20 protein-coding genes are annotated in these 25,912 nt (G+C 65.9%); 15 read left to right on the top strand and 5 right to left on the bottom strand.

Annotation, left to right across the window (positions count from 1 at the left end; translation table 11 throughout):
* Window positions 1–66: 66 nt before the first annotated feature.
* From MET49242_RS17365 to MET49242_RS17350, 4 genes are all read left to right on the top strand, one after another.
* Entirely contained in the window at window positions 67–630 is a 564-nt protein-coding gene (locus tag MET49242_RS17365; RefSeq protein WP_144259675.1) for a hypothetical protein, read from the top strand.
* Window positions 631–810: 180 nt separating this feature from the next.
* Entirely contained in the window at window positions 811–1,500 is a 690-nt protein-coding gene (locus tag MET49242_RS17360; protein WP_036284792.1) for a PspA/IM30 family protein, read from the top strand.
* Between the two features lie 29 nt (window positions 1,501–1,529).
* Window positions 1,530–1,805 carry a YiaA/YiaB family inner membrane protein gene (locus MET49242_RS17355; RefSeq protein WP_036284789.1) on the top strand — a complete coding sequence of 92 codons (276 nt, stop codon included), beginning with the start codon at window positions 1,530–1,532 and terminating at the stop codon, window positions 1,803–1,805.
* A 101-nt stretch (window positions 1,806–1,906) separates the two neighbouring features.
* Entirely contained in the window at window positions 1,907–5,368 is a 3,462-nt protein-coding gene (locus MET49242_RS17350) for an acyl-[ACP]--phospholipid O-acyltransferase (protein ID WP_036284788.1), read from the top strand.
* A gap of 104 nt (window positions 5,369–5,472) precedes the next feature.
* On the opposite strand, the gene MET49242_RS17345 is transcribed toward MET49242_RS17350, so the two are convergent.
* Window positions 5,473–6,465 carry a CHAD domain-containing protein gene (locus MET49242_RS17345; RefSeq protein WP_036288555.1) on the bottom strand — a complete coding sequence of 331 codons (993 nt, stop codon included), beginning with the start codon at window positions 6,463–6,465 and terminating at the stop codon, window positions 5,473–5,475.
* 204 nt (window positions 6,466–6,669) lie between these two features.
* Between MET49242_RS17345 and MET49242_RS17340 the strand changes: the two genes are divergently transcribed.
* A complete protein-coding gene (locus MET49242_RS17340) occupies window positions 6,670–8,103 on the top strand; it encodes a homospermidine synthase (protein WP_036284786.1) in 1,434 nt (477 codons plus the stop codon).
* A 293-nt stretch (window positions 8,104–8,396) separates the two neighbouring features.
* Window positions 8,397–9,509, top strand: coding sequence for a PA0069 family radical SAM protein (locus tag MET49242_RS17335; RefSeq protein WP_036284784.1), 1,113 nt, complete (start codon window positions 8,397–8,399; stop codon window positions 9,507–9,509).
* 108 nt (window positions 9,510–9,617) lie between these two features.
* Here MET49242_RS17335 and MET49242_RS17330 read toward each other — a convergent pair whose 3' ends face one another.
* Window positions 9,618–10,109, bottom strand: a complete 492-nt coding sequence (locus tag MET49242_RS17330) for a hypothetical protein (protein WP_144259674.1) — start codon at window positions 10,107–10,109, stop codon at window positions 9,618–9,620.
* Window positions 10,110–10,263: 154 nt separating this feature from the next.
* Between MET49242_RS17330 and MET49242_RS17325 the strand changes: the two genes are divergently transcribed.
* Together MET49242_RS17325 and MET49242_RS17320 are read left to right on the top strand one after the other, a co-directional pair.
* Entirely contained in the window at window positions 10,264–10,869 is a 606-nt protein-coding gene (locus MET49242_RS17325; RefSeq protein ID WP_036288551.1) for a ribonuclease HII, read from the top strand.
* Between the two features lie 147 nt (window positions 10,870–11,016).
* Window positions 11,017–12,195: a site-specific DNA-methyltransferase gene (locus MET49242_RS17320; RefSeq protein ID WP_036284781.1), complete on the top strand. Its 1,179-nt coding sequence runs from the start codon at window positions 11,017–11,019 to the stop codon at window positions 12,193–12,195.
* A gap of 404 nt (window positions 12,196–12,599) precedes the next feature.
* On the opposite strand, the gene MET49242_RS17310 is transcribed toward MET49242_RS17320, so the two are convergent.
* The 3 genes from MET49242_RS17310 to MET49242_RS17295 form a co-directional block, all read right to left on the bottom strand.
* Complete coding sequence (locus MET49242_RS17310) at window positions 12,600–13,472, bottom strand: undecaprenyl-diphosphate phosphatase (RefSeq protein ID WP_036284777.1); 873 nt, start codon at window positions 13,470–13,472, stop codon at window positions 12,600–12,602.
* A gap of 118 nt (window positions 13,473–13,590) precedes the next feature.
* On the bottom strand, window positions 13,591–15,309 hold the full coding sequence (locus MET49242_RS17305; protein ID WP_036284773.1) for an OFA family MFS transporter: 1,719 nt from the start codon (window positions 15,307–15,309) through the stop codon (window positions 13,591–13,593).
* A 361-nt stretch (window positions 15,310–15,670) separates the two neighbouring features.
* Window positions 15,671–17,644 (bottom strand): protein meaA, encoded by a 1,974-nt coding sequence (locus MET49242_RS17295; RefSeq protein ID WP_036284768.1) that lies wholly within the window; start codon window positions 17,642–17,644, stop codon window positions 15,671–15,673.
* A 210-nt stretch (window positions 17,645–17,854) separates the two neighbouring features.
* Between MET49242_RS17295 and ccrA the strand changes: the two genes are divergently transcribed.
* The 7 genes from ccrA (at window position 17,855) to MET49242_RS17260 (ending at window position 25,842) form a co-directional block, all read left to right on the top strand.
* The gene (gene ccrA, locus MET49242_RS17290) at window positions 17,855–19,111 is read left to right on the top strand and encodes a crotonyl-CoA carboxylase/reductase (RefSeq protein ID WP_036284765.1); all 1,257 of its coding nucleotides are present in this window, start codon (window positions 17,855–17,857) and stop codon (window positions 19,109–19,111) included.
* A 78-nt stretch (window positions 19,112–19,189) separates the two neighbouring features.
* On the top strand, window positions 19,190–19,987 hold the full coding sequence (locus MET49242_RS17285) for an ABC transporter ATP-binding protein (RefSeq protein ID WP_244430848.1): 798 nt from the start codon (window positions 19,190–19,192) through the stop codon (window positions 19,985–19,987).
* Window positions 19,984–21,465 carry a DUF3526 domain-containing protein gene (locus MET49242_RS17280; RefSeq protein WP_036284763.1) on the top strand — a complete coding sequence of 494 codons (1,482 nt, stop codon included), beginning with the start codon at window positions 19,984–19,986 and terminating at the stop codon, window positions 21,463–21,465. Before MET49242_RS17285 ends, MET49242_RS17280 begins: the two co-directional genes overlap by 4 nt.
* Window positions 21,462–22,892 (top strand): DUF3526 domain-containing protein, encoded by a 1,431-nt coding sequence (locus MET49242_RS17275; RefSeq protein WP_036284762.1) that lies wholly within the window; start codon window positions 21,462–21,464, stop codon window positions 22,890–22,892. Before MET49242_RS17280 ends, MET49242_RS17275 begins: the two co-directional genes overlap by 4 nt.
* Window positions 22,893–22,991: 99 nt before the next feature.
* Window positions 22,992–24,665 carry an acyl-CoA dehydrogenase family protein gene (locus tag MET49242_RS17270; protein WP_036284761.1) on the top strand — a complete coding sequence of 558 codons (1,674 nt, stop codon included), beginning with the start codon at window positions 22,992–22,994 and terminating at the stop codon, window positions 24,663–24,665.
* 281 nt (window positions 24,666–24,946) lie between these two features.
* The gene (locus MET49242_RS17265) at window positions 24,947–25,243 is read left to right on the top strand and encodes a hypothetical protein (protein ID WP_036288546.1); all 297 of its coding nucleotides are present in this window, start codon (window positions 24,947–24,949) and stop codon (window positions 25,241–25,243) included.
* Window positions 25,244–25,389: 146 nt separating this feature from the next.
* Complete coding sequence (locus MET49242_RS17260) at window positions 25,390–25,842, top strand: host attachment protein (protein ID WP_051134280.1); 453 nt, start codon at window positions 25,390–25,392, stop codon at window positions 25,840–25,842.
* The last annotated feature ends 70 nt before the right edge of the window (window positions 25,843–25,912 follow it).

The following is a 25,912-nucleotide window of genomic DNA, read 5'->3' as shown; positions in this document are numbered from 1 at the left end:
GCCGCAAGACAGCCGCGAGGAAGCGAACCGCGCCTCGTTCGCTCCCTCGACGTCCAGATTCGGGAGGTGGGCCGGGCGCTGGAGCGGTCGAAAAGGGATCTGGCGGCGGCCTTCACGCGGGCGGAACTGCAGGACCAGCGCGTGGCCGACGCCCGGCGGAAGATGGAGCAGTTGCGCTGGATCAAGGCCAGCGCGGACGAGAATCCGGAGCTGGCGCGGCTGGCGGCGGCAGAGATCGCGGCGCATAACGCCGTGATCGAGGCCGCGAAAAGGGCCGAGGCGAACATGTCTTCGCAGATTGCGCGCCTGCAAGGCCGCGTCGAGCGCCAGGCCACGCGCTTCTTCGACCTGCAGAGCCGGCGGCGCGAAGGGAGCGACGGCGATCCCGCGAACGCCGCGGATGCGAGGAAGCCGCGTCCCGCCAGCGTCGAACAGCAGACCGGACGCTCCGGCGACAACCGGACGGCCGAAGTCGAACAGGCCTTGCTCGACCAGCTGGTCCAGATCGGTCTGCGAGCTGCGGAACGCGGCGAGAAAGGCGTCAAGGACCGCGCCGGGCGGCGCAGGTTCGACGAGATGGACACCTCCCGAGCCGCGCCTGTTTTTCGGGCCCCCGAGTTTTCCGTCTGATTTCCTGCTGATCGACCTTTCCGGCCCCCGCGTCGACAACGGCTGCCGAAATCCGCCCGCGTCACGGCAGGCAGGCTCGTTTTCTCGTGGAGTCGAAGTCCCCGCCCGCTCCACCGTCCCAACAGAAATTGAACCAAGTTCAAATTCTGCTTGAACGCCGTTCATATTGGGAGAGCCGCAATGTTCAAGACCGTCGTCACCCTTCTCAGAGGACGCGCTTTCGAGGCCGAGGAGCGTCTCGCCGACCGCCACGCCCTTTCGCTGCTGGACCAGCAGATGCGCGACGCGGCGGCGAGCGTCGATCGCGCAAAAAAGGCGCTCGCCATCGCCATCGCGCAGGACCGCAGCGAGGAGCAGAAACTCGCCGCGACGCGCGCGCAGATAGCGGAACTCGAAGCCCGCGCCGTCGAGGCGCTCAGGGGCGGGCGCGAGGATCTGGCGCAAAAGGCCGCCGAGAGCATCGCCGCGCTCGAAGGCGACGCGCAGGCCGCCGACAGGGCGCGCGCAATTTTCGTCGCCGAGATCGGAAAGCTCGAGCGCCATGTGCGCAACCAGTCGGCGCGTCTCGCCGAGCTCGAACGCGGCCGCCGCATCGCCCGCGCCGCGCAGGCGGTGCGCGTCGCCCGCCGCGGCCGGCTGGAGGAGGCGCCCTGCTATCAGTCGACGCTCTCCGAGGCCGAGGCGACGCTCGCAAGGCTGCGGGAACAACAGGCGGAAGTCTGCGCGGCGGAAGCGGCGCTCGACGCGTTGGACGCGGAGCCGACGGCCGAAAACCTCAACGAGACGCTCGCCAACGAAGGCTTCGGCCCGCCGGTGAAGCCGCGCGCGTCGGCCGTTCTCGCAAGGCTCAAGGAAAAGGCCGGCGCCTGAGCGCGCCCCCAATTCAAAGGACAAATCAAATGACCTCGCAACCGATCAAACACTCTTCCGCCTTCGTCACCTTCTCCTACGCCACCTTCATCCTGTCGCTCGTCATGGTCGGCGGCGGCGTGTTCCTCATGCCGATCGACCATTGGATGAAGGGTTTTCTCGCCATGGGGATCGTGATGCTGGTGCAGTCCTGCATCATCGTGACCAAGACGATCCGCGACAATCAGGAGGCGGAAAAGCTCCTCAACCGCATCGAGGACGCCAAGACCGAACGCCTGCTGATGGACGTCTCCAAGGCGGCGTAACGAAAGGCGCCCCTTTTTCCTCGCAATCGGCCGGCGTTTTGACCGATCCTTAAATGAGATCGGGTCATTGTCGCCGGCCTCGCCCGCACGGATTTCAAGCCATGTCGCAGTCGCTTCTCGCAACGCGCCGTTTCGCGCCCCTGTTCTGGCGCCAGTTCTTCGCGGCCTTCAACGACAATTTCCTCAAGAACGCGCTCGTTTTGCTGATCCTCTTCAAGATCGGCGGGGATGCGGGCGCTTCGCTCGTGACCCTTGCGGGGGCGCTTTTCATCGCGCCCTTCTTCCTGCTGTCCGGCCTGGGCGGCGAACTCGCCGACAAATACGACAAGGCGCTGATCGCCCGCCGTCTCAGCCTAGCGGAAATCGGCGTCGCTAGCGTCTCCGCCACGGGCTTTGTTCTGGGCGACGTTCCGACGCTCTTTGCGGCATTGGTTCTGTTCGGAATTACGGGCGCGTTGTTCGGCCCCGTGAAATACGGCATCCTGCCCGATCATCTGACCCGCGAGGAATTGCCGGCCGGCAACGCGCTCGTCGAAAGCGCGACCTTCATCGCCATTCTCACCGGCACGATCGCCGGCGGTTTCGCGATGGAGTCGCATGGCGACATCGCCTTCGCTGTCGGGATCATGGTCGTCGCCGTCGCGAGCTACGCCGCCGCCTGGTTCATTCCCCCGACGCAGAGCGCCGCCGCCGGGCTGAGGATCGACGCCAACATCTTTCGCTCGACCTACCGCCTGCTGCGCGTGCTGCGCGCCGACCGGACGCTGTCGCGCCTCACCGGCGTGACCAGCCTCTTCTGGCTCTTCGGCTCCATCGCAATGTCACTGATGCCGCCGCTCGTGACGCATGTGCTGCATGGTTCGGAAAGCGTCGTCACGATCCATCTCGCCGTCTTCGCCATCGCCATCGCCGTGGGCTCCGGCCTCGCCGCCTTCCTGCTGCATGGCAGGATCGTGCTTCTGCCGGCCGCCGTCGGCTCGGCGATCATCGCCTTCGTATCCGGCGATCTCGGCCTTTCGCTGCTGCTGCAGCCGATGCATGAGGGCGCCGCCGATCTCGGCCCCGCCGCCTATTTCGCGCAGCCCGGCGCCTGGCGCGCGACGATCGATCTCGGCCTTCTCGCGCTCGCCGGCGGCCTGATGATCGTTCCCGCCTTCGCCGCCATTCAGGCGCAGAGCGAACCGTCGGAGCGCGCCCGCACGGTCGCGGCGGTCAATGTGCACAACGCCGCCTTCATGGCCATCGGCGGACTGGCCGTCGCCGGCCTGCAGAGCTACGGCGTCTCGCTCGCGCATCTTCTCATCGGCATGGCCGTCGTCGCGTTGCTGTCGGCGGTCTGGATCTGGAAGGCGGTCGTCAGGAACCCCTTGCTCGACGTCCTCTCGATCTTCTTTCGCGCCTTCTACCGGCTGGAGGTGAAGGGACTGGAGAATTTCGAGAAGGCGGGGCCCAATCCCATCGTCGCGCTCAATCATGTGAGCTTTCTGGACGCGGCGGCGATTCTCTCCGTCATGCCGAAGGAGCCCGTTTTCGCCATCGACCACGGCATTTCGCAGCGCTGGTGGGTGAAGCCCTTCCTGAAACTCACCCGCGCCATTCCGCTCGATCCGTCGAAGCCGCTCGGCACGCGCACGCTGGTCAACGCCGTGAAGGCGGGCGATCCGCTGGTGATCTTTCCCGAAGGGCGCCTCACCGTCACCGGAAGCCTGATGAAGGTCTATGACGGCGCCGGGCTGATCGCCGAGAAATCCGGCGCCATGGTCGTGCCCGTGAGGATCGACGGTCCCGAGGCGACGATGTTCTCGCGCCTCACCCGCGAACAGGCGCGCCGCCGCTGGTTCCCGAAATTCACGCTGACGGTTCAGGAGCCGGTGCGCCTCACCGTCGATGACGAGCTGAAGGGCAAGGCGCGGCGCATGGCCGCCGGCGCGGCGCTCTATCAGATCATGTCGGATCTCATCTTCCGCACGACGAGGACGGACGAGACATTATTCGAGGCGGTGGTCCGCGCCGCCGACAAGCACGGTTTTTCGCGCGTCGCGCTCGAAGACCCGATCACGGGCAAGCTCACCTATCGCAAGATCCTCGTCGGCGCGCGCGCGCTCGGCGAGAAGATCGCCGCCTATGGACAGCCGGGCGACGCAATCGGAATCATGTTGCCCAACGCCAATGGCGCGGGGGTCGCCTTCCTCGCCGTGACGTCGGCGGGCCGCGCGCCGGCGATGATCAATTTCACCGCGGGCGCCGCGAATATTCTCTCGGGCTGCGAAGCGGCCCAGGTGAAGACCATTCTCACCTCGCGCGGCTTCATCGAGAAAGGCAAGCTGGAAAAGCTCGTCGCCGCGATCGAGGAGAAGGTCCAGCTGGTCTATCTCGAAGATATCCGCGCAACGATCGGGCTTTTCGACAAGCTGCGCGCCATGCTGCGCTTCACCAAGCCCGTCGTTGCGCGCAAGCCGGACGACATGGCCGCCATTCTCTTCACCTCGGGCTCGGAGGGCGCGCCCAAGGGCGTCGCGCTTTCGCACCGGAACATGCTGGCGAACGCCGCGCAGGCGGCGGCGCGCATCGACTTCGGCCGCGCCGACAAGGTCTTCAACGTGCTGCCGATCTTCCACAGCTTCGGGCTGACGATCGGCTTCATGCTTCCGCTGATCTCGGGCGTGCCGGTTTATTTCTATCCCTCGCCGCTGCATTACCGCATCGTGCCGGAGCTGGTTTACGGAACCAACGCGACGATCCTTTTCGGCACGGACACATTCCTCGCCGGCTATGCGCGTTCCGCCCACGCCTATGACTTCCGCTCGATACGCTATGTGGTCGCGGGCGCGGAGCCGGTGAAGCAGTCGACGCGCGACGTGTGGAGCGAGAAATTCGGCATAAGGATTCTGGAAGGCTACGGCGTCACGGAGACGGCGCCGGTGCTTGCGCTCAACACGCCGATGTTCAACAAATTCGGCACGGTCGGAAGACTCATGCCCGGCGTCGATTACAGGCTCGAAACCGTGCCGGGCGTCGAGGAAGGCGGACGTCTGCTGGTTCGCGGCCCCAATGTGATGATGGGCTATCTCAAGGCCGACAGGCCCGGCGTGCTGCAACCGCCGGAGGGCGGCTGGTACGACACGGGCGACATCGTCACGATCGACGCGCAGGGCTTCGTCACGATCAAGGGACGCGCCAAGCGTTTCGCCAAGATCGGCGGCGAGATGGTCTCGCTCGCCGCGATCGAGCAGCTCGCCGCGGAGCTCTGGCCCAAGGCGATCTCCGCCGCCGCCACCGAGGTCGATCCGCGCAAGGGCGAACGCATCGTGCTCGTCACGCAGGAGAAGAACGCGACGCGCGCCGATTTCCAGGCCTACGCCAAGTCGAAAGGCGCCGCCGATCTGATGGTCCCGGCCGAAGTTCTGGTCGTCGAGAAGGTGCCGCTGCTCGGCTCCGGCAAGCTCGATTTCGCCGGCGTGACGAAGATGGTGCGCGACCGCGGCCGCTACATGGCGAACGGCCCGCGCCTGCCCAATGGCCTGCTCGGACGCATCGACGGGAGCGTGGCGATCTCGGCGTGAAGCGTCTTTTGAGCGAAGCGGAAACCGGTTCGCGTGAACAAATGCGTTGACGGAAGAAAGACGGGGGGCTCTCCCCTTCTATCCGAAGGGGAAAGAGTCGAGCGTCAGCTCCAGAACGGCGCCAGCTCCTTCAGCCGCTTCTCGCTTTCCCGCGCATGTTCGACGCCGGCCCGCGCCGCATGGGCGAACCAGCCGCGCACGAAGGCTGACGCGCGCATCGTCACGCCGCCGTCCCCGGCGTCGATCTCGTCGAGCAGCGGCGTCACCGTCTCCATGTCGTTGAAGGCGCCGAGTCCGTCCTGCAATTCGGCGAGCGCGCGGGAAAATCTGCGCGCGCCGCGCCGATGCGGGAAAAGGCTCTGGAAAAACTCCGCGCCATAGCGCGCCTTTTTCAGCGCGATGCGCGCCTGGTGACGATCCTCGGGCGACAGATCAGCCAGTCCCCTGCTTTTTTTCATCACGCGCTTGCGCAGCCGCGTCAGCGCCGCTTGCGCGAAGCCTTTCGCAGAGCCCTCGTCGCGCGCGTCCGCCGCCGCATTCCAGTCGCGCAGCTCGATCGCCGCCCGGAACTCCGCGACGAATTGCACCGCCTGCGTTTCGTCGAGCTTGGCGCGCGCCTGCGCATAGGCCGTCGCGCGGCGCGACGCCACGGCGTCGAGCAGCGCAAAGAAACTCGGCTCCTGCTCAAAGGCCGCGCGCGGGCCGGCCTCGAGCATCTCGCGAAACACGTCCCAATCTCGCGCGGCGCCGAGAACGGACGCAATCGCCTTCGCGCGCTCGCGCGCGGCGTCTAACGCCGGTCCCGAAAGCGCGTTGCGGAACAGGCCGATGGCGGCGCGCAGCCGGCGCAGCGCCACCCGCATCTGGTGGACGCATTCCGGATCTTCCTGCGCCCGTAACGCTCTTGCATTGGCTTCGAACTGGTCGAGCGCGGAGAGGAAGACGCAAATCGCGGCGTCCTCCGTCGAGTCCTCGGGAGCGAGTTTTACTGGCCGCGCCTTCTGCGGTCCGGCTGACGCGGGCCCGGCCACGACGTCGCGCCGCGGCGCCGATCCCTCGGCGGCGGGAGACTCCCGGGCCTCCGCCGAACGCTTCATGTCCGAACCTCCGCGTTTCGCGCCCCGAAACTGAAACGAAGCTTGCGTCACAATCAAGCGTGGCCGCGGCGGGAGGCGAGACGGAGCGCCCGAAAGCCGCGCGCCGGCCGGGGCGATCGAAAGCCGCGGTCCCGCCGGGCTTGATTATCACACCCACTCTTGCTTTATCGCAGCGCAACAATCATTCCCGCAGGAGACCCGCCCATGTCCGTCTGGCCCGTCTATGGCAAAATCACCGGCCCGATCGTTCTGATCGGATTCGGCTCCATCGGGCGCGGCATCCTGCCCCTGATCGAGCGCCATTTCGACTTCGACAAGAGCCGCTTCACGGTCATCGATCCCGTCGACACGCACCGTCGCCTGCTCGACGAGCGCGGCGTCGCCTTTATCAAGACCGGCCTCACGCCGGAGAACTACCGCGAGGTGCTGACGCCGCTCCTGACCAAGGGCGACGGACAGGGCTTCATCGTCAATCTCTCGGTCGACGTCTCCTCGCTCGCCATCATGCAGCTAGCGCGCGAACTGAAGGCGCTTTATGTCGACACGGTCGTCGAGCCCTGGCCCGGCTTCTATTTCGACAAGAGCAAGGGTAACGAAGGCCGCACCAATTACGCCCTGCGCGAGACGGTCCTCGAGGAGCGTCGCAAGAATCCGGGCGGCTCCACCGCCGTTTCCTGCGTCGGCGCCAACCCCGGCATGGTTTCCTGGTTCGTGAAGCAGGCGCTGGTGAACATCGCCAAGGACACGGGCGTCCTCGACCGGGAGCCGACGACCCGCGCCGAATGGGGCGCGCTGGCGCAGAAGCTCGGGCTCAAGGGCGTCCACATCGCCGAGCGCGACACGCAGCGCGCCCGCGACCCGAAGCCCCGCAACGTCTTCGTCAACACATGGTCAGTCGAGGGCTTCGTCTCCGAAGGCATGCAGCCCGCCGAACTCGGCTGGGGCACGCATGAAAAGTCGCTGCCGGACATCGGCCGCACGCATTCGACGGGCTGCGGCGCGGCGATCTATCTGCTCTCTCCTGGCGCCAACACGCGCGTGCGCTCGTGGTGCCCGACGCCGGGGCCGCAATACGGCTTCCTCGTCACGCACAATGAGTCGATCTCGATCGCCGACTATCTCACCGTGCGCGACGCCTCCGGCAAGGCCGTCTATCGCCCGACCTGCCATTACGCCTATCACCCGGCCGACGACGCGGTGCTCTCGCTGCACGAGATGTTCGGGCAGGCCGGGAAGATGCAGGACAGCTGGAAGATTCTCGACGAGAACGAGATCGTCGACGGGATCGACGAACTGGGCGTGCTGCTCTATGGCCATGCCAAGAACGCCTATTGGTACGGCTCGCAGCTTTCGATCGAGGAGACGCGCGACCTCGCTCCCTACCAGAACGCGACCGGCCTGCAGGTCGCCTCCGCCGCGCTCGCCGGCATGGTCTGGGCGCTCGAGAATCCGGAGGCCGGAATCGTCGAGGCCGACGAGGTCGACTACAAGCGCTGCCTTGAAGTGCAACTGCCCTATCTCGGCCCCGTGAAAGGCTATTACACCGACTGGACGCCGCTCGAGGGCCGCCCCGGCCTCTTCCCGGAGGACATCGACGAGAGCGATCCCTGGCAGTTCAAAAACATTCTGGTGCGCTGAAGCCGCAAAAAAAGCCGATCCGCTTACGCGCGCGCCGCCTCGCAAGGGGCGGCGCGTTTTTTATTGCCGGAACGAATCCGCCGAACGCCTCTTGCGTCCCGAAATTTTGTTCTATAATTGTTCTTTATTCTGGTTATGTTCCGCAGCGGCAGGTCGAGCCATGGCGGGGCATGGAAGTCCCCAGTGAGTTGCGTTGCGTGTTGCGACTGCGTGGGAGGCCCGGGCTGTCGCGCGCTTTCGTCGCGACGGAGCGAGGGCCTCCCGTCACTGTCACGGAACGGGTGGAGTTCGTCATGGGCCATTTGGCGGAAATTGCGCCAGACGCGGGGGCGCGGATCGGCGGGTTGATCGACGCCGAGCGCCGGCGCGGACGCGGCGCGGTCTCGAAGCGCAGCGGGCGCTTTGAAAAGGAGACCCGCGAGGAAATCGACGACGGCTGGGGCGCGCTCGGAACGCTGGACGCACTGAAGACCAATATTCACGTCGAGAAGCCGCGTTCGATCATCACCAAGAACGATTCGCGCGACATTTCCTTCGATCGCTCGATCAATCCCTATCGCGGTTGCGAGCATGGCTGCGTCTATTGTTTCGCACGGCCAACGCACGCGTATATGGGCCTGTCTCCCGGCCTCGATTTCGAAACGGAAATCTTCGTCAAGGACGGCGCGGCGCAGATTCTCGAGCGCGAATTGTCGGCGCCGAACTATGTCCCGAAGATGATCGCCATCGGCTCCAACACCGACCCCTATCAGCCGGCGGAAAGACGCCACCGCGTGATGCGCTCGATTCTCGAAGTGCTGGCGCGCGCGAAACATCCGGTCGGCATTGTGACGAAATCAGCGCTGGTGCTGCGCGATCTCGATCTGCTCGCGCCCATGGCCGAGCAGGGCCTGGTGAAAGTCGCGCTGTCGGTGACGACGCTCGATCCGCGTCTTGCGCGCATCATGGAGCCGCGCGCCGCGACGCCCGAGCGCCGGCTCGACGCCATCGAGAAGCTGGCCGCGGCCGGCGTTCCCGTCGCCGTGATGACCGCGCCGATCATACCGGCTGTCAATGACGAGGAGATCGAGACGATCCTGACCCGCGCCCACGCCGCGGGGGCGCGGGAGGCGGGCTATATCATGCTGCGCCTGCCGCTCGAACTGCGCGACATTTTCAGCGAGTGGCTCGTCGCCAATTTTCCCGACAAGGCGCGGCGCGCCCTGTCGCTCGTGCGCTCCACGCGCGGCGGGAAAATCTACGACGCCGCCTTCGGCAAGCGCATGACCGGCGACGGCCCTTACGCCTGGATGATCGGGCGCCGATTTGAGGTCGCCTCCAAGCGCCTCGGCTTTTCGCAGACGCGACTGCGGACCGATCTCTTCGAACCGCCGCGGCGCGCGCCGCAGCAGCTCGCGTTGTTTTGAGCGCGGCTGGAGCGCGTTCAGGAAAAGTGCAGGCGGTTTTCCGCTTGAACGCGCGACAGAAAATGAAGCGAGAGCAGATTCGGAGAATTCAAATTCGCCGAATTTGCCCTAGTGCTTCAATGAAAAGAAGAAACGCAGCAGCACGATGAGCGCCGCGACGGCGGCGACGCCGAACAGGCCGTAGAAAATCTGCATCGTGGCGCTCAACAGCGGGCGGCGCCCCCCATAGCTCCCCGGCGTGGAGCGATCGACCGTCGATTCGGCCAGGAAGCGATAGGTCGCCACACGGCGCGGCGTGTTCTCGCCAATGATGTAGGAGGCGAATTCCTGATCGTTCGGCGCGCGGCCGTTCTGGCTCTCGAAAGCGCGCATCCAGTCGATCTTGTTCTGCTTGTAAAGCGAATAGGCGACGAGGCCGATGATGTCGTCGTCGCCCGAGACGAGTTTTCGAAAGACCCCATTGTGCTCCGCATCGTTTGTGATCGGCGGGGCCGGCGCGGCGCCCGAGACCGCCGGAAGCGCCTTTTCCTTCGGATAAGTCGCCGCTTCGACCGACTTTTCGGTTGCCATGCCCATAGTCGCCGCGCTTTGCTGTTCCATAAGATGCCTCCTGCGCTCCTTGCCCGCCTCGCCCCGCCGCACGGGGCCGATTCTCGCCAGGCCACGCCTTCCGGCGCTTGTTTGCATTTCTTTAGCAAAGCTGAAGCTGAACCGGAAAGACCTCTGTGAACGGCGGTTTCTCCCCATGATTTCGATGGGCCCGGATTTTCGTCTCGAAGGCCGGCTGCGTCGGCAAGGCGTTTGGCCTGTCGCCGGCGTCGACGAGGTCGGCCGTGGTCCCCTCGCCGGCCCCGTGGCGGCGGCGGCGGTCATTCTCGATCCCGCCCGCCTGCCGCTTGGCGTGAATGATTCGAAGGCTCTCGGCCCGAGGGAACGCGAGGCCGCCTTCGAGAGAATTCTGTCCACCGCGCAAGCGGTCAGCGTCGCCTTCGTCACGCCCCCGGAAATCGACGCGATGAACATCCGGCAGGCGTCTCTCGCCGCCATGGCGCGCGCGGTCGCCGGACTTTCGCTGGCGCCCGCCTTCGTGCTCGTCGACGGGCGCGATCCGCCGCCGCTGGCCTGCCACTGCCGCGCCATCGTCAAGGGCGACGCCCTGGCGCTGTCCATCGCCGCCGCGTCCATCGTCGCAAAGGTCGCGCGCGACGGCATGATGCGGCGGCTGGCGGCGGCCTATCCCGACTATGGTTTCGAGACCAACGCCGGCTACGGCGCGAGGCGTCATCTCGACGCGCTGGAGAGGATAGGGCCTACTCCCGTGCATCGTTTCAGTTTTGCGCCGTTACGCGACAAGTCCTGAGGGGCGCTGGAAACCTTCTGATAACCTTTTCTTTTCCTTAAGATATCCGTTCGAAAAAGAGACGGTAGCGCCCACGCTTCCTATACGCGGCTTTTACCTCGTTCCGGCATCATCGCACGTGTTGGTAGCGTATGTGGTGTTGAGTGAATGAGTAGCGCGCGCGTCGGGGCGGCCCGCCTCCAAACCCGGATCAAGGTCACGCGTACCGGGTCTTCCATTGCAGGGCCGCCCCGCGCGATGTCGGCGCGAAACGCCATATTGCAGGGTGACTGCGTCGAGCTGATGCGGGGCCTGCCCCATGAGAGCGTCGATCTCGTCTTCGCGGATCCGCCCTATAATCTCCAGCTCGCCAGCAAGCTTACCCGGCCGGATCAGAGCCTCGTCGACGCGGTCGACGACGACTGGGACAAATTCGCCGATTTCGCGACCTACGACGCTTTCACCCGAGACTGGCTGTCGGCCGCGCGGCGCGTGATGAAGCCTTCGGCGACGATCTTCGTCATCGGCTCCTATCACAACATATTCCGCGTCGGCGCGATCATGCAGGATCTGGGATTCTGGATTCTGAACGACATCGTCTGGCGCAAGAACAATCCGATGCCGAATTTCCGCGGCCGCCGGTTCACCAACGCCCATGAAACGATGATCTGGGCGGCGCGCGACGCCTCGGCGAAGAGCTACACTTTCAATTACGAAGCGCTGAAGGCCGGCAATGAAGATTGCCAGATGCGCTCCGACTGGCTGCTGCCGATCTGCACCGGAGCCGAACGCCTCAAGGACGCGGAGGGACGCAAGGCCCATCCGACGCAAAAGCCCGAGACGCTGCTCGCGCGCGTGATTCTTTCCGCCTCCAACGCGGGCGATCTCGTGCTCGACCCCTTCTTCGGCTCCGGCACGACGGGCGCCGTCGCAAAGCGCCTGCGGCGCGATTTCCTCGGTCTGGAGCGCGACCCCGTCTATGCGAAGGCGGCCAATGCGCGAATCGCCGAGATCGAGCCCCTGCCGGAGCACGCCGTCTCTGTCGCGCCGTCGAAACGCGCCGAACCGCGAATCGCTTTCGCGAGCCTCGTCGAGTCAGGGCTCATCGCCCCCGGCGCGAGATTGACGGATTTGAAGAAGCGCCATGTCGCAATGGTGCGCGCCGACGGGACGCTCTCGCTATCGGGCTTCATCGGCTCGATTCACAAGACCGGCGCATTGGCGCAGGGTCTTCCGGCCTGCAACGGCTGGACCTTCTGGCATTACGAGAAGGCCGACGGACTGGTGGCGCCCATCGATGAGCTGCGCGCGCAGATGCGCGACCATATGCGCGGCGCAGCGGAATAGGCCTCGAGCCGGGCGTCGCCGTCGTTCACCTCGAAGGGTGGAACATCTGGCAATGCGGCCTTGTGGCGAGCCGTCGCAGCGCAAACTGCACGACCGCGCGCGTCATGGGATCGTCGATGAGGCGGTAGGCGCTCCAGAGTTTCAAAACGGCGGCCTCCCGCCTGCGCTCCTCTTTCGCGCGCGCCAACCGATCTGGCATGTCTGTGGCGTATTTTGAAGCGCTGGTATTTTCCGCTCGAGTCATCGACCTCGCCCCTTGGGAATTCGACCGAACCGCTACGCCGATGTAAGGCATTGGTTCAGCAAGGGAAATTTAGCGACGAGCGGATGCGGCCGGCACCTCCCAAAAATGGGGGGCCGGGATCAGCCCCGGCCCCGAACCAATCGGAAAAGCGGCCTGCGCCTCAGGCGAGGAATCCGGCGTAAAAGCCCACGAGCAGCACGACGCCGATGAATCCGCGATAGGCGACGAAGGGCCATGCCGAGAAGCGCTCCAGAATGCGGAGCAGGCCCCAGATCGCGACAAAGGCCGAGATCGACGCGACGAAAAGGCCAAGCGTCAGCACCGACCAGCCGTGGAAGTCGAGATGCGCCTTGTGAAGCTCCCAGAGCTCCTTGAGGCCCGCGAGCGCGATGGCCGGCAGGCCGAGCAAGAAGGAAAAGCGCGCCGCCTCCTCGCGCTTGAGGTCGAGGAACAGCGCGGCGGTGAGCGTCGAGCCGGAGCGGGAGACGCCCGGGATCAGCGCGCCGACCTGCGCGAAGCCGACGATCATCGCGTCCTTGAGGCTCACATGGTCGAGCGTGCGCTTGTGGTTGCAGTAGAGCTCCGCGATCGCGAGCAGCGCCGCCATGACGATGCAGGAAATGCCGATGACCGGCAGGGAGCGCAGCGGCGAACCGCAGGTGTTCAGCGTATGCGAGAGGAGAATGCCCGCAACGCCGATCGGCACGGTCGCAAAGCCGATCCACATCACGAAGCGGAAGGTCCAGTCGTTGAAGTCCCGCCGCCGGATCGCCTGTATGGAGCCGACCGCGAGGGTGCGGATGTCGCTCCAGAAATAGCTGACGACCGCCGCGAGCGCGGCGAGCTGCATGGCGGCCGAAAACGCCGAGCCCGGGTCCTTCCAGCCGAGCAGCGCCGGGACGATGCGCATATGCGCGGTCGAGGAAATCGGCAGGAGCTCGGTGATGCCCTGCACGACGCCGAGCGCCGCCACTTTTATATAGCCGAGGTCGACGAAACCGGTGTCGAGACCATTGGTGCAAGCCGTCGCCATCTGTTCTCCCGTCGGAAACTTGTTGCGCGCAATGGTTGCGCGCGGCGCGCTATGGAATTTTCACCATTTGCGCAATTTGGTTAACGGAGCGCAAAGAATGGCGCGAGGAACCGCGCGATCACCTGAACAGCGCCAGCGCCTTGATCGCCGTCATCGACACGCCCCAGGCGAGCGGAATTCCCACTGCGGCCCAGGCGAAGATCAGCAACGCCGAGAACCCGCCCGCCGCGCCCTTCTGCGGCGACGTCGGCGCGGCCGCGGCGATCGCCTCAGGCTCGAGCGCCTCCTCGACAAAATCCTCGAAATCCGCGTGGATGTCGTCGTCCTGCTCGCGCACCTGCGCGACGGTGATCTTCTTCTCCGCCGCCACTTCCTCATCGGTCATGTAATATTTCTCCGCGACCGGGCGGACGAGGAGATTGCAGGCGAGACCGACGAGCAGCAGGCCCGCGAGCACATACATGGTCTGGTTATAAGCGGCGCCGCGCGGCGCGCCCGTCGCGAGCTGAAATTCGCGGATGTAATTGACCAGCACCGGCCCAAGCACGCCCGCCGTCGACCAGGCGGTCAGCAGGCGCCCATGGATCGCGCCAACATGATGCGTGCCGAACACATCCGCGAGATAGGCGGGAATCGTCGAGAAACCGCCGCCATACATGGTGATGATGACCGCGAAGAGCAGCACGAAAAGGGCGACGGCGCCGCCCTTCGCCGCGAAGGGAACGGCGGCGTAGAGCAGGAAGCCGACGATGAAGAAGATCGCATAGGCGCCCTTGCGCCCGAGGACATCCGAGGCCGAAGCCCAGCCGATGCGCCCGCCGATGTTGCAAAGGCTCAGGAGGCCGGTGAAGCCGGCCGCAATGGCGGCGATCTGCTTCTTCTGGTCAGCGTTCAGTTCGTCGAAACCGACGTCGAGGCCGATGAGACGGCCGCCGAAGACTTCCTGAAGCATTGGAGACGCCATGCCGAGCACGCCGATGCCGGCCGAGACATTGAGGCAGAGCACGCCCCAAAGGAGCCAGAACTGCGGAGTCTTCCAGGCCGTGTCGAGATGCACATGGCGATGCGTCACCATGGCGTTGGCGGCGGGCGACGGCGGCGTCCAGCCTTCCGGCGTCCAGCCGTCGGGCGGCACGCGATAACCGAGAGCGCCGGCGACCATGAAGATGAAATAAACGCCGGCCAGCGCCACGAAGGTCTGCCAGACGCCGGGAGAGATCGGCGTCGCGAAAAAACCCATCAGTTTGTCGGCGAGCGGCGCGCCGATCATGGCGCCGCCGCCAAAGCCCATGATGGCGAGTCCCGTCGCGAGGCCGCGCCGGTCGGGAAACCATTTGATGAGCGTCGAGACGGGCGAGATGTAGCCAAGCCCGAGTCCGACCCCGCCGATGACGCCGGATCCGAGCCACAGCATCCAGATCTGATGCAGGTGGACGCCGAGCGCGGAGATCAGCAACCCGCCGCACCAGCAGAAGGCGGCGGCAAGACCCGCCTTGCGCGGCCCCGCCGTCTCCAGCCAGTGGCCGAAGATGGCGGCCGATGAGCCGAGCAGCACGAAAAACAGCGTGAAGGTCCAGCCCAGCCAGCTGATTTTCCAGTCGCAATCCGTCGCGACGATGGTCGGCAAGAAGCCGAGGTCAGCGGGGCATTCCTTCGGCGCGGCGCCGCCGACGACGCGGGACAGCGGCAACCAGAAGACGCTGAATCCATAGGCCATGCCGATGCACAGATGGATCGCCAGCGCGGCCGGGGGCACGAGCCAGCGATTGAAGGTCGGCGAGGCGATGGTCCGTTCGCGGCTCAGAAAATGCGGTTGCTGCGAAACGGCCATATCCATCCTCTCAACCCCTTTCCGGCGCATGCGATATCCGCGCCGAGGCTACGCTCGGTTCGATTACAGGAACGCCTTGATCATCTGCTGATAGCTTGCAGTGGCCGAGTGATCAATGAATTGGCGACATTCTGGCTGGAGCGCGGCCGACAGCCTTCATATTCGGACCCATATCCTGTCGGAGTCGATCTGCCGGTCGATCGCCGCCAGCGTGAGATGACGGCAGGCGCCGCGCCGGAGGCGCGCGCGAGGGTTGCGCTCCCCGGCCGCGCGATCACGCGCGGCCGACTGTTTCGGGCCGGTTTCGGGATCATGCGACTCCGGCCCGGAACATGTCTTGCGGGAGCGACCTTTTGGGAACGCCGCGTCAGACGACGCTGCGCTCGATGATCTGCGCCAGGTCCGTCATGATCACGTTGAGGTCGTAATTCTTCGGCGTATAGACCGCCGCGACCCCCGATTCGAGGAGAAGCTTCTCATCGTCCGGCGGAATGATGCCGCCGACGACGAGCGGCGCCGCGACGCCCTCCTCCTTCATCAGCCGCATGACTTCATGCGCGAGCGTCACATGCGAGCCGGAGAGGATGGAGAGGCCGATGCAGTGGACGCCCTCCTTCTTCGCGGTTTCGACGAGTTCGGCAGGCGTCGAGCGGATGCCGGCGTAGATGACGTCGAAGCCCGCGTCCCGCGCGCGCACGGCGATCTGCTCGGCGCCGTTGGAGTGGCCGTCGAGGCCCGGCTTGCCGACGAGGAACTTGGCGCGCTTGCCGATCTTCTGAGACACGCGCTCGACTTCGCCGCGCACCTTGTCGAGCTGGCCACCGACCTGGCGCGCCGTGGAGGAAACGCCCGTCGGCGCGCGGTATTCCCCGAAAACCCCGCGAAGCACACTGCCCCACTCGCCCGTCGTAACGCCGGCTTTCGCCGCCGCGATGGAGGGCTCGACCATGTTGCGGCCTTCCTTGGCGGCGCGGGCGAGCTCCTCGATCGCGGCCTGCGCGGCCTTGTTGTCGCGGCTGTCGCGCCAGGCCTTCAGGCGGGTGATCTGGTCGGCCTCGACGCCCTCCGGCACGACCATGATGGCGTCGCTGCCCGAGGCGAGCGGCGAGGGCTCGGTCGAGGTGAATTTGTTGACGCCGACGACAGTCTGTTCGCCGGCCTCGATCGCCTCGAGGCGCGCGGTGTTGGACTCGACGAGCTTCGACTTCATGTAGCCGATCTCGACCGCGGCGGCGGCGCCGCCGAGTTCGTCGATCTTCCTCAGCTCGGCCATCGCCTCGGCCTTCAGCTCCGCGACCTTGCGGGCGATCTCCGGATTGCCGTCGAAAATGTCGCCATATTCAAGGAGATCCGTCTCATAGGCCATGATCTGCTGCATGCGCAGCGACCATTGCTGATCGAAGGGACGCGGCAGGCCCAGCGCCTCGTTCCAGGCGGGCAACTGCACGGCGCGGGCGCGGGCGTTCTTGGATAGGACCACCGCGAGCATCTCGATAAGAATACGGTAGACGTTGTTCTCGGGCTGCTGCTCTGTGAGGCCCAGCGAATTGACCTGCACGCCGTAGCGGAAACGGCGCAGCTTCTCGTCCTTCACGCCGTAGCGGTCGCGGGTGATCTCGTCCCACAGCTCGACGAAGGCGCGCATCTTGCACAGCTCGGTGACGAAGCGCATGCCCGCGTTGACGAAGAAGGAGATGCGCCCCACGACCTGCGCGAACTCCTCGTCCGACAACCCCGCCGCCTTCACGCCGTCGAGAATGGCCACCGCCGTCGCCAGCGCATAGGCCAGCTCCTGCGACGGCGTCGCGCCGGCTTCCTGCAGATGGTAGGAGCAGACGTTCATCGGATTGAATTTCGGGCATTCCTTCGTGGTGAAGAGAATGAGGTCCTGCGTGAGCCGCAGCGACTGCGCGGGCGGAAAGACGTAGGAGCCGCGCGAGAGATATTCCTTGATGATGTCGTTCTGGGTCGTGCCCTGCAGCTTCGAGCGCGGCGCGCCCTGCTCTTCCGCGGTCGCGATATAGAGCGCCATCAGCCACACGGCGGTGGCGTTGATGGTCATGGAGGTGTTCATCTCGCCGAGCGGAATGCCCTCGAAAAGAGTGCGCATGTCGCCCAGATGCGAGACCGGAACGCCAACCTTGCCGACTTCGCCGCGCGACAGGATATGGTCGCTGTCGTAGCCGGTCTGGGTGGGCAGGTCGAAGGCGATGGAGAGGCCCGTCTGTCCCTTCGCGAGGTTGGAGCGGTAAAGACGGTTCGAAGCCGCCGCCGTCGAGTGACCGGCGTAGGTTCGAAACATCCAGGGCTTGTCGCGGCGCGGGGCGGTCTTCTCGATCATCGGGCGTGTCCTCCGCCGTGTGCGATAGCACAGACCGCTGTTTTGACAAGATACGGCATGGTCGCGCGGCGAGGCTCGGCCCTCAAGCGAAACCATCGCGAAAACCTGCCCACACATCGGAATTTTAGGGCTATTCGGGGCGTCGCGGGCCTATTATAAGCTCGCCCGGGATTTTGTCGCGCCGCAACTCAACGGGGGAGGAGCCTGACCTTGAGCGAGAAAAAAGACCTCTACGAACTGGGCGAGATTCCGCCGCTCGGCCATGTTCCGAAGAACATGTACGCCTGGGCGATCCGCAAGGAGCGCCATGGGCCGCCGGACAAGGCGATGCAGCTGGAGGTCGTGCCGACGTGGGAACTCGACAGCCACGACGTGCTGGTTCTCGTGATGGCGGCGGGCGTCAACTACAATGGCGTCTGGGCCTCGCTCGGCGAGCCGATCTCTCCGCTCGACGGCCACAAGCACCCCTATCATATCTGCGGCTCCGACGCCTCGGGCATAGTCTGGGCCGTCGGCTCCAAGGTGAAGCGCTGGAAGGTCGGCGACGAAGTCATCATCCACTGCAACCAGGATGACGGCGACGACGAGGAGTGCAACGGCGGCGACCCGATGTTCTCTACCTCTCAGCGCATTTGGGGATATGAAACGCCGGATGGCTCCTTCGCCCAGTTCTGCCGCGCGCAGGACCGCCAGCTCATGGAGCGCCCCAAGCATCTCAGCTGGGAAGAGGCTGCCTGCTATACGCTGACGCTCGCCACCGCCTACCGCATGCTATTCGGCCATGCGCCGCATCAGCTCAAGCCCGGCGACAATGTGCTGGTCTGGGGCGCCTCGGGCGGCCTCGGCGTCTTCGCCGTGCAGCTCTGCGCGGCCTCGGGCGCCAACGCCATCGGCGTCATCTCCGACGAGTCGAAGCGCGAATACGTCATGTCGCTCGGCGCCAAGGGCGTGATCAATCGCAAGGACTTCAAGTGCTGGGGCCAGCTCCCCAAGGTCAATTCGCCCGAATTCAACGAATGGACCAAGGAAGCGCGCAAATTCGGCAAGGCGATCTGGGACATCACTGGCAAGAAGGATGTCGACATCGTCTTCGAGCATCCGGGCGAGGCGACTTTCCCGGTGTCCTGCCTCGTCGCCAAGCGTGGCGGCATGGTGGTGTTCTGCGCCGGCACCTCCGGCTTCAATATCACCTTCGACGCCCGATATGTGTGGATGCGCCAGAAGCGCATCCAGGGCTCGCATTTCGCGCATCTGAAGCAGGCGTCGGCCGCCAACCGCTTCGTGCTCGATCGCCGCGTCGACCCCTGCATGTCGGAAGTCTTCTCCTGGGAGAAGATCCCGGAAGCGCACATGAAGATGTGGCGCAACGAACATGCGCCGGGCAACATGGCCGTGCTCGTCATGTCGCCGGAGCCGGGACTGCACACCGTCGAGGACGTGGTCGAGGCCTATAACAAGAAGAAGTAACGGCCAACGTCCTTTCGCTCATTTTGCGGCGCGTCGGGAAACCGGCGCGCCGTCTTGCTTGACGGGAGCCAAGGCGCGATGCACACTCGAGCCAAAGATCATACCCGACGTCCGGGCGAGGCCAAGCGCGCGGACGGAGAGGGCAAGGATGCGGCGATGCTGGAAGCGCGCAATTTAACGAAGCGGTACGACGGCGCTGCGTCTGCAGCGCTCGACGAGCTGAATTTGGCCGTCCCCGCTGGCGAGGTCTTCTGTCTGCTCGGCCCCAACGGCGCCGGCAAGACGACGACGGTCAATCTCTTCCTCGGTTTTCTCGAGCCCACGGAAGGGCAGGCGCTGGTCTGCGGCATCGACGCAGCGAAAGACCCGCTCGGCGCGCGGGCGAAACTCGCCTACATTCCCGAAACCGTGATGCTCTACGGCGCGCTGACCGGCGTCGAGAATCTGCAATATTTCACGGAGATTTCCGGCGCGCCGACGCCGCCGTCCGACCTCCTTCCGCTGCTCGCCGCCGCAGGTCTCCCCCGGGAAGCGGCGGAGCGCCCGGTGCGCGGCTACTCCAAGGGCATGCGCCAGAAGGTCGGCGTCGCCATCGCGCTCGCTCGCCGCGCGCAGGCGCTGGCGCTGGACGAACCCACCTCCGGCCTCGACCCGCTCGCGGCCAATGAATTCGCCGCGCTGGTGGAGCGGCTGCGCAGGGAGGGCATGGCGGTGCTGATGGTCACCCACGACCTCTTCCTCGCCAAGCAGTGCGGCACGAAGATCGGCATCATGGCGCAGGGAAAGCTCGCCAGCGTCTTCGGAGCTGACGACGTCGATCATCTCGGGCTCGAACGCGCCTATCTCGATCTCTTCCGGACGGGAGTCGCGGCGTGAGCGACCTCGCCTGTGCGCCGCTCCCGGCGGCGGCGCGACGCATGAATCACTGGAGCGTGATCCGCGCCGTGGCGTCCAAGGAGTGGAAAGAGCTTTCGCGCGACCGCCGGCTCGTCTGGCTCTGCGCCTTCGTCGTCGTGCTGATGCTCGCCGCGCTCGCCTTCGGCGCCGCCGAGAACGAGCGCCTCACGCGCGAGCGCGCGAACGCCGCCGCCGCCGACAGGATGCTCTGGACGAGCCAGGGCGCGAAGGACCCGCACGCCGCGGCGCATTTCGGCCAATACGCCTTCAAGCCGACAAGCCCGCTGGCGCTCGCCGATCCCGGCGTCGACGCCTATGCGGGCTCGGCCGTCTGGCTCGAGGCGCACAAGCAGAACGAGGCGCAGTTTCGCGCGGCGCGCGACCTCGGGGTCGGCGCCAGACTCGGCGGCCTGTCGCTCGCCTTCATCCTGCAGATCGTCGCGCCGCTGGTCGTGATCCTCATGGGCTTCGCGAGCCTCTCCGGCGAGCGGGAGAGCGGAACGCTGAAACAGCTCCTCGGCGTCGGCGCGCGCCCGCGCGACATTCTGGCGGGCAAGGCGCTCACGCTCGTTGGCGCGAGTTTCGCGCTGCTCGCGCCGGCTCTGGCCGGCGCGGCTGCGGCGCTGGCGCTGCTGACGGACGCGCGGCTGTCGCTCGCCGACCAGTTCCTGCGCCTCGGCGCGCTCGGTTTCGGCTATGCGGTCTATCTCGCGGGCTTCGCCCTGCTGACGCTCGGCGTCTCCGCGCTGTCGAAAAGCTCCCGCGCCGCGCTCGTCACGCTTCTCGCCTTCTGGCTCGTCAATTCCTTCATCGCCCCGCGCGTCGCGACGGATATTGCGCGCAGCCTCGCGCCGACCCCGACGGCGCAGGAGTTTCGCGCCGCGATCGCGAAGGACAAGGCGAAGACCTTCGGGCATGACGAGAGCCATCCCGCTTTCGCGGCTTTCCGCGACGAGACGCTCAGAAAATACGGCGTCGCCCGCATCGAGGATCTGCCGGTGAATTTCCGGGGCCTTTCGCTGCGCAAGGACGATGAAAACGGCTACCGGATCTTCGACCGCCACTATGGCGCGCTGCAGGCCGCCTTCGACCGTCAGGACGCCTTGCGCGCCGCGCCGGGCTTCCTTTTTCCGCTGCTGGCGCTGCGGCCCTTCTCGATGGCCTTCGCGGGCTCCGACAGCTGGAGCCAGTTCGACTTCGCGACCGCCGCGGAGGCGCATCGCCGCGAAATCCAGAACGAGGTGAGCGAAAATCTCATCCATTTCGGCCGGTATGGCGATTCGACCTATGTGGCCGGGCCGGATCTCTGGAAACGCATCGGCTCCTTCGCCTATCGCGCGCCGGGAGCGGATTTCGCGCTCGCCAACAGCGGGGGCGCCGTCGCCGGGCTCGCCGGCTGGCTCGCCCTCACCGCCCTGTTCGCGCTTTTCGCCGCGCGCCGGTTGCGTCCCCTATGAGCGCCTTTCTCGCGGGCCTGCGCTTCGAGGCGGTGATGCTGCGGCGCGAGGCCGCCGTTTGGCTGGCGTTGACCGCGCTCGTCGCCGCCGCCCTCTTCGCGCTCTGGAATGGCGCGGCGCGCGTCGAGACGCAAGGAAACCTCGTCGCCAGCGCGCGCGCCGATGAGGCGCAACGCATCGAGGGACTGCGAAGAACCCTCGCCGAGCTCGAAAAGGGCGAGTCCCACGGCGAGCCGCCGCCCTACCGCGACCCGCGCAACGCGGCCTTCATGGGAGGAGGGCCAGCCGCGACGGTCGCCGCTCTATCGCCGGCGCCGCTGGCGCTCGTCGCCGTCGGGCAGAGCGACCTGTTCCCGCCCGCGATCAGGGTGACGACTGGCTCGAAGGACAATTTCCTTTTCGCCGACGAGATCGACAATCCCGCCAATCTCCTGAGCGGCGCAACCGACCTCGCCTTCGTGATCGTGATTATCTATCCGCTCGTCATCCTCGCCCTGACCTTCAACCTGCTCGCGGGCGAGCGCGAAGCGGGTTCGCTCGCCATGACGCTCGCTTCCGCCAGACGGCCCGGCGCGGCGCTCGGCGGAAAGCTCGCCGCCCGCGTTCTGGCGCCGATCGTCGCGATCCTGCTGGCGACAGTGGCCGGCGCCGGATTTTTCGCCGGCCGGGAGGCGCTCGCCGCGGCGGGCTTCGCGCAATTCGTCGCCGTCATTTTTGTCTATGGCCTGTTCTGGGCGGCGCTCGCGGCGGCGGTCGACGGCCTCGGGAAAAGCTCGGCGTTCAACGCGCTGACGGTGATCGGCGCCTGGGTGGCGCTCACCATGCTGACCCCCGCCGCGATCAACAGCCTCGCCGGCTACGCCCATCCGGCGCCCTCGCGCGTCGATATGGTGCTCGCCGCCCGCGCCGCGACGACCGACGCCGACAGGGAGCGCGACGCGGCGCTCGCCCGCTACATGGACGAGCATGGCGCCGACGCCGGCATGAAACGCGGCGCGGCGCAGGAGCGCACGCTGCGCCGCCTCGCGACGCAGGAGGCGGCCTTTCAGCGCGTCGAGGGCGTGATCGCCGAACATGACGCGCAACTCGAAAGGCAACGCGCGCTGGCCGACCGTCTCGCCTTCCTCTCTCCGCCGCTGCTGGCCTGGCGCGCGATGACCGACATCGCGGGAACGGGCGAGGCGCGCTACCGGGATTTCCTCGCCCGCATCCACGCCTTCCATCTGGATTGGCGCGACTTCTTCCTCTCCCGCGCCCGCGCGGGCGCGCCGATGACGGCGCAGGATTACGCCGCGCTGCCGCGCTTTCCGCAGGCCCCGCAGGCCGGCGGGGCGGACATCTCGGCGCCGCTCCTCGGCCTCGCGCTCCCCGCCCTCGTCCTCGCCGCCTTCGCCTGGCGGGGCTTTCGCCGCTGCGCCCCGCGATGATGCGGCGCAGGCGCCGCCGGTTGCGTCGCGGAAAAAATGACGGCATGTAGGGCGTCAATTTTTCCAGAGCCCTTTCGGGCCTTCTTCCGGGTAGGAAACATGACTGCAGCCCTCGCGATGAAACTTGACGCAAACACCTGGCTTTCGGACGCCAAAGAAGCGCTGGCCGCGGTCGAGGCGCTCTACAACGAAGGACTCGCGAGCGTTCGCGCCCGCGTCACGAAGGACGGCAAACTCTCCAACGAGCTGATCGAGGCCGACCAGCACGCGGCCCACGGCCTCGCCTGGTTCGCGACCTATGTGCAGGGCCTCAAGGAGCTCATCGACTACGCCGAACGCCTCACGGCCGAGGGCGCCTATGGCGAGACCGAGGAGCTTCTGAACCAGATCGGTTACGCCGAGTTGCTCGCCCAGGTCTATGGCGGCATCCCGATGAGCCAGGGCGAGACCGTCCGTCTCTCCGACTTCGGGCTCACGGCCCAGCAGGTCGCCGCAAAGCGCCCCGCGTCGGTGGATCGCCTCATTCTTTCCGGCAATACGCCTGCAAACCGCGCGCGTCTCGCCGAGCTCATCGACCATCACGCGGCGGCGGAAACCATCGGCGCCTCGGGCCTCGACGAGACGCTGGAGGCCATCCGCAGCGAGATGCGCAAATTCGCGGCCGACAACGTCCTTCCCTACGCGCAGGAATGGCACGCGAAGAACGAATACATCCCGCTCGACGTCATTGCCGGTCTCGCCGAACTCGGCGTCTTCGGCCTCACCATTCCGGAGCAGTACGGCGGCTCGGGCATGGGCAAGATCGCCATGTGCGTCGTCTCCGAGGAGCTGTCGCGCGCCTATATCGGCGTCGGCTCGCTCGGCACGCGCTCCGAGATCGCGGGCGAACTGATCCTCGTCGGCGGCACGGAGGAGCAGAAAAACAAATATCTGCCGAAGATCGCCTCCGGCGAAATCCTGCCCACCGCCGTCTTCACCGAGCCGAACAACGGCTCCGATCTCGCGGGCCTGCGCACCCGCGCCGTTCGCGAGGGCGACGTCTACAAGGTCACCGGCAACAAGACCTGGATCACCCATCCCGTCCGCGCCGACATCATGACCCTGCTGACGCGCACCAATCCGAACGAGAAGGGCTACAAGGGCCTCTCCATGTTCATCGCGGAGAAGCCGCGCGGCACGGATGAGAATCCCTTCCCGGCCAAGGGCATGACCGGCGGCGAGATCGAGGTGCTCGGCTATCGCGGCATGAAGGAGTTCGAGATCGGCTTCGACAATTTCGAAGTCCCGGCGGCCAATCTCCTCGGCGGCGAAGAGGGCAAGGGCTTCAAGCAGCTCATGGAGACTTTCGAGTCCGCCCGCATCCAGACCGCCGCGCGCGCGCTGGGCGTCGCCCAATGCGCCCTGGACCTCGGCCTGAAATACGCCAAGGAGCGCATCCAGTTCGGCAAGCCGCTATTCGCCTTCCCGCGCGTCTTCAACAAGATCGTGTCGATGGCGGTGGAGATCCATGTCGCTCGCCAGATCACCTATTTCGCCGCGCGCGAGAAGGACGAGGGCAAGCGCTGCGATCTCGAGGCCGGCATGTCCAAGCTGCTCGGCGCCCGCGTCGCTTGGGCGGCGGCGGACAATGCCCTGCAGATCCACGGCGGCAACGGCTTCGCGCTGGAATATCCGGTCTCCCGCGTCCTCTGCGACGCCCGCATCCTCAACATCTTCGAGGGCGCGGCGGAGATTCAGGCGCAGGTCATCGCGCGTCGCCTTCTGGAAGGCTGACGTAGCCTTAGCTGCTCACAGGCTTTCTGATTCTTCGGGCGGTCCGGAACAATTGTCCGGGCCGCCTTCTTATTGTCAGCACGCGTTTGCGGCGCCGCATTTTGCGATGCACAAAATTTCGTCAAGCGATTTAGTATATATTTTTCAATATCTTGTGAATTGATCAAACTCCCCGCGACAAATTTACACTGGCGAAAGTTTCGTGGCGCAAAATATGTTGGACTCAGCGCGGTGACGGAGCGGCGCCGTCATTGCTTCGAGCATGCTCGATGGAGGTCATCATGGAAGCGATCAGACAGTGGTTTCAGGATTGGTCGGACGCCTGCGAATATGCGAAGGAATGCGCGCCCGATTTCGCGTCTTTCCCGCGTCCGGTCATCGGCGAGCCTTATACGGCCCTGCTCGCCATCGCCGCCGGCTGCTTCCTCGTCTGGGCCTGGAACGAGCGGCGGATCAGGGGCTCGAGAGCCTCTGCCACGCAGTCTCCGGCGGCCGCCAATGTCGGCGCCGACAAGCTCAATGCCGTCCTCGGCCAGATGAAGGGCGAGCCGTCGCCGGCGAAAAAACTGGCGGCGTAAGCCGGTCCGCCTCCGTTTTTCGGTTCGCCGGGCGCCCCGAGCGCCCGCGCTACGTCATTGGCTCGACGATGGCGGCTAATGGTCGCGCTTGCCCTTCCCTCGCTTCGGGTACACATCCTCAGGATATAATTTCAAGCGAGGAAACCATGGGTAGCATTGCCGTTAATAATGGAGCCTGGGTGCTTGTCGGCGACGGCCGGCGCGCGCTGTTTTTCGCCAATCACGGTGACGCGACCCTGCTCGATCTGCGCGTGGTCGAGACACGGATCGACGAGAATCCGGCCACCCGCGAGCAGGGCTCCGACGCGCCGGGACGCGCCTTCGCCTCCCGCGGCGGCGTGCGCAGCGCGCTGGACAACGTCGACTGGCACGAAATCGAGGAGGAGCGTTTCGCGCGCTCAATGGCGGACCGCATCAACAAGGCCGCCGAAAACGGCGAGATGACGGAAATCGTGATCGTCGCGCCGCCGCGCACGCTGGGCGAAATCCGCAAGGACCTGTCGGTCAAGGCCAAATCGAAGGTTGTCGGCGAACTCGACAAGGATCTCACGCACCATCCGCTGCCCGAGATCGAAAAGGCGCTGGCGCGGCGCAGCTGACCGATTCCGCCGCAAGGCAGGAGGAAAACCGGCGGACCGGCTTCCTCCTGCGCAGTCGGAGGCTTGCGCC

It is taken from the genome of Methylocystis sp. ATCC 49242 (genome assembly GCF_000188155.2).
GTDB lineage: Bacteria > Pseudomonadota > Alphaproteobacteria > Rhizobiales > Beijerinckiaceae > Methylocystis.
This window is presented reverse-complemented; position numbering and strand designations above follow the sequence as displayed.

Coding starts and splice junctions, on each gene's coding strand:
- MET49242_RS17320 (WP_036284781.1), top strand. CDS start 11,017: ATGAGTAGCGCGCGCGTCGGGGCGGCCCGCCTCCAAACCCGGATCAAG.
- MET49242_RS17305 (WP_036284773.1), bottom strand. CDS start 15,309: ATGGATATGGCCGTTTCGCAGCAACCGCATTTTCTGAGCCGCGAACGG.
- MET49242_RS17335 (WP_036284784.1), top strand. CDS start 8,397: ATGGGCCATTTGGCGGAAATTGCGCCAGACGCGGGGGCGCGGATCGGC.
- MET49242_RS17345 (WP_036288555.1), bottom strand. CDS start 6,465: ATGAAGCGTTCGGCGGAGGCCCGGGAGTCTCCCGCCGCCGAGGGATCG.
- MET49242_RS17295 (WP_036284768.1), bottom strand. CDS start 17,644: ATGATCGAGAAGACCGCCCCGCGCCGCGACAAGCCCTGGATGTTTCGA.
- MET49242_RS17340 (WP_036284786.1), top strand. CDS start 6,670: ATGTCCGTCTGGCCCGTCTATGGCAAAATCACCGGCCCGATCGTTCTG.
- MET49242_RS17325 (WP_036288551.1), top strand. CDS start 10,264: ATGGGCCCGGATTTTCGTCTCGAAGGCCGGCTGCGTCGGCAAGGCGTT.
- MET49242_RS17350 (WP_036284788.1), top strand. CDS start 1,907: ATGTCGCAGTCGCTTCTCGCAACGCGCCGTTTCGCGCCCCTGTTCTGG.
- MET49242_RS17260 (WP_051134280.1), top strand. CDS start 25,390: ATGGGTAGCATTGCCGTTAATAATGGAGCCTGGGTGCTTGTCGGCGAC.
- MET49242_RS17310 (WP_036284777.1), bottom strand. CDS start 13,472: ATGGCGACGGCTTGCACCAATGGTCTCGACACCGGTTTCGTCGACCTC.
- MET49242_RS17275 (WP_036284762.1), top strand. CDS start 21,462: ATGAGCGCCTTTCTCGCGGGCCTGCGCTTCGAGGCGGTGATGCTGCGG.
- MET49242_RS17355 (WP_036284789.1), top strand. CDS start 1,530: ATGACCTCGCAACCGATCAAACACTCTTCCGCCTTCGTCACCTTCTCC.
- MET49242_RS17330 (WP_144259674.1), bottom strand. CDS start 10,109: ATGGAACAGCAAAGCGCGGCGACTATGGGCATGGCAACCGAAAAGTCG.
- MET49242_RS17360 (WP_036284792.1), top strand. CDS start 811: ATGTTCAAGACCGTCGTCACCCTTCTCAGAGGACGCGCTTTCGAGGCC.
- MET49242_RS17285 (WP_244430848.1), top strand. CDS start 19,190: ATGCACACTCGAGCCAAAGATCATACCCGACGTCCGGGCGAGGCCAAG.
- MET49242_RS17270 (WP_036284761.1), top strand. CDS start 22,992: ATGACTGCAGCCCTCGCGATGAAACTTGACGCAAACACCTGGCTTTCG.
- MET49242_RS17265 (WP_036288546.1), top strand. CDS start 24,947: ATGGAAGCGATCAGACAGTGGTTTCAGGATTGGTCGGACGCCTGCGAA.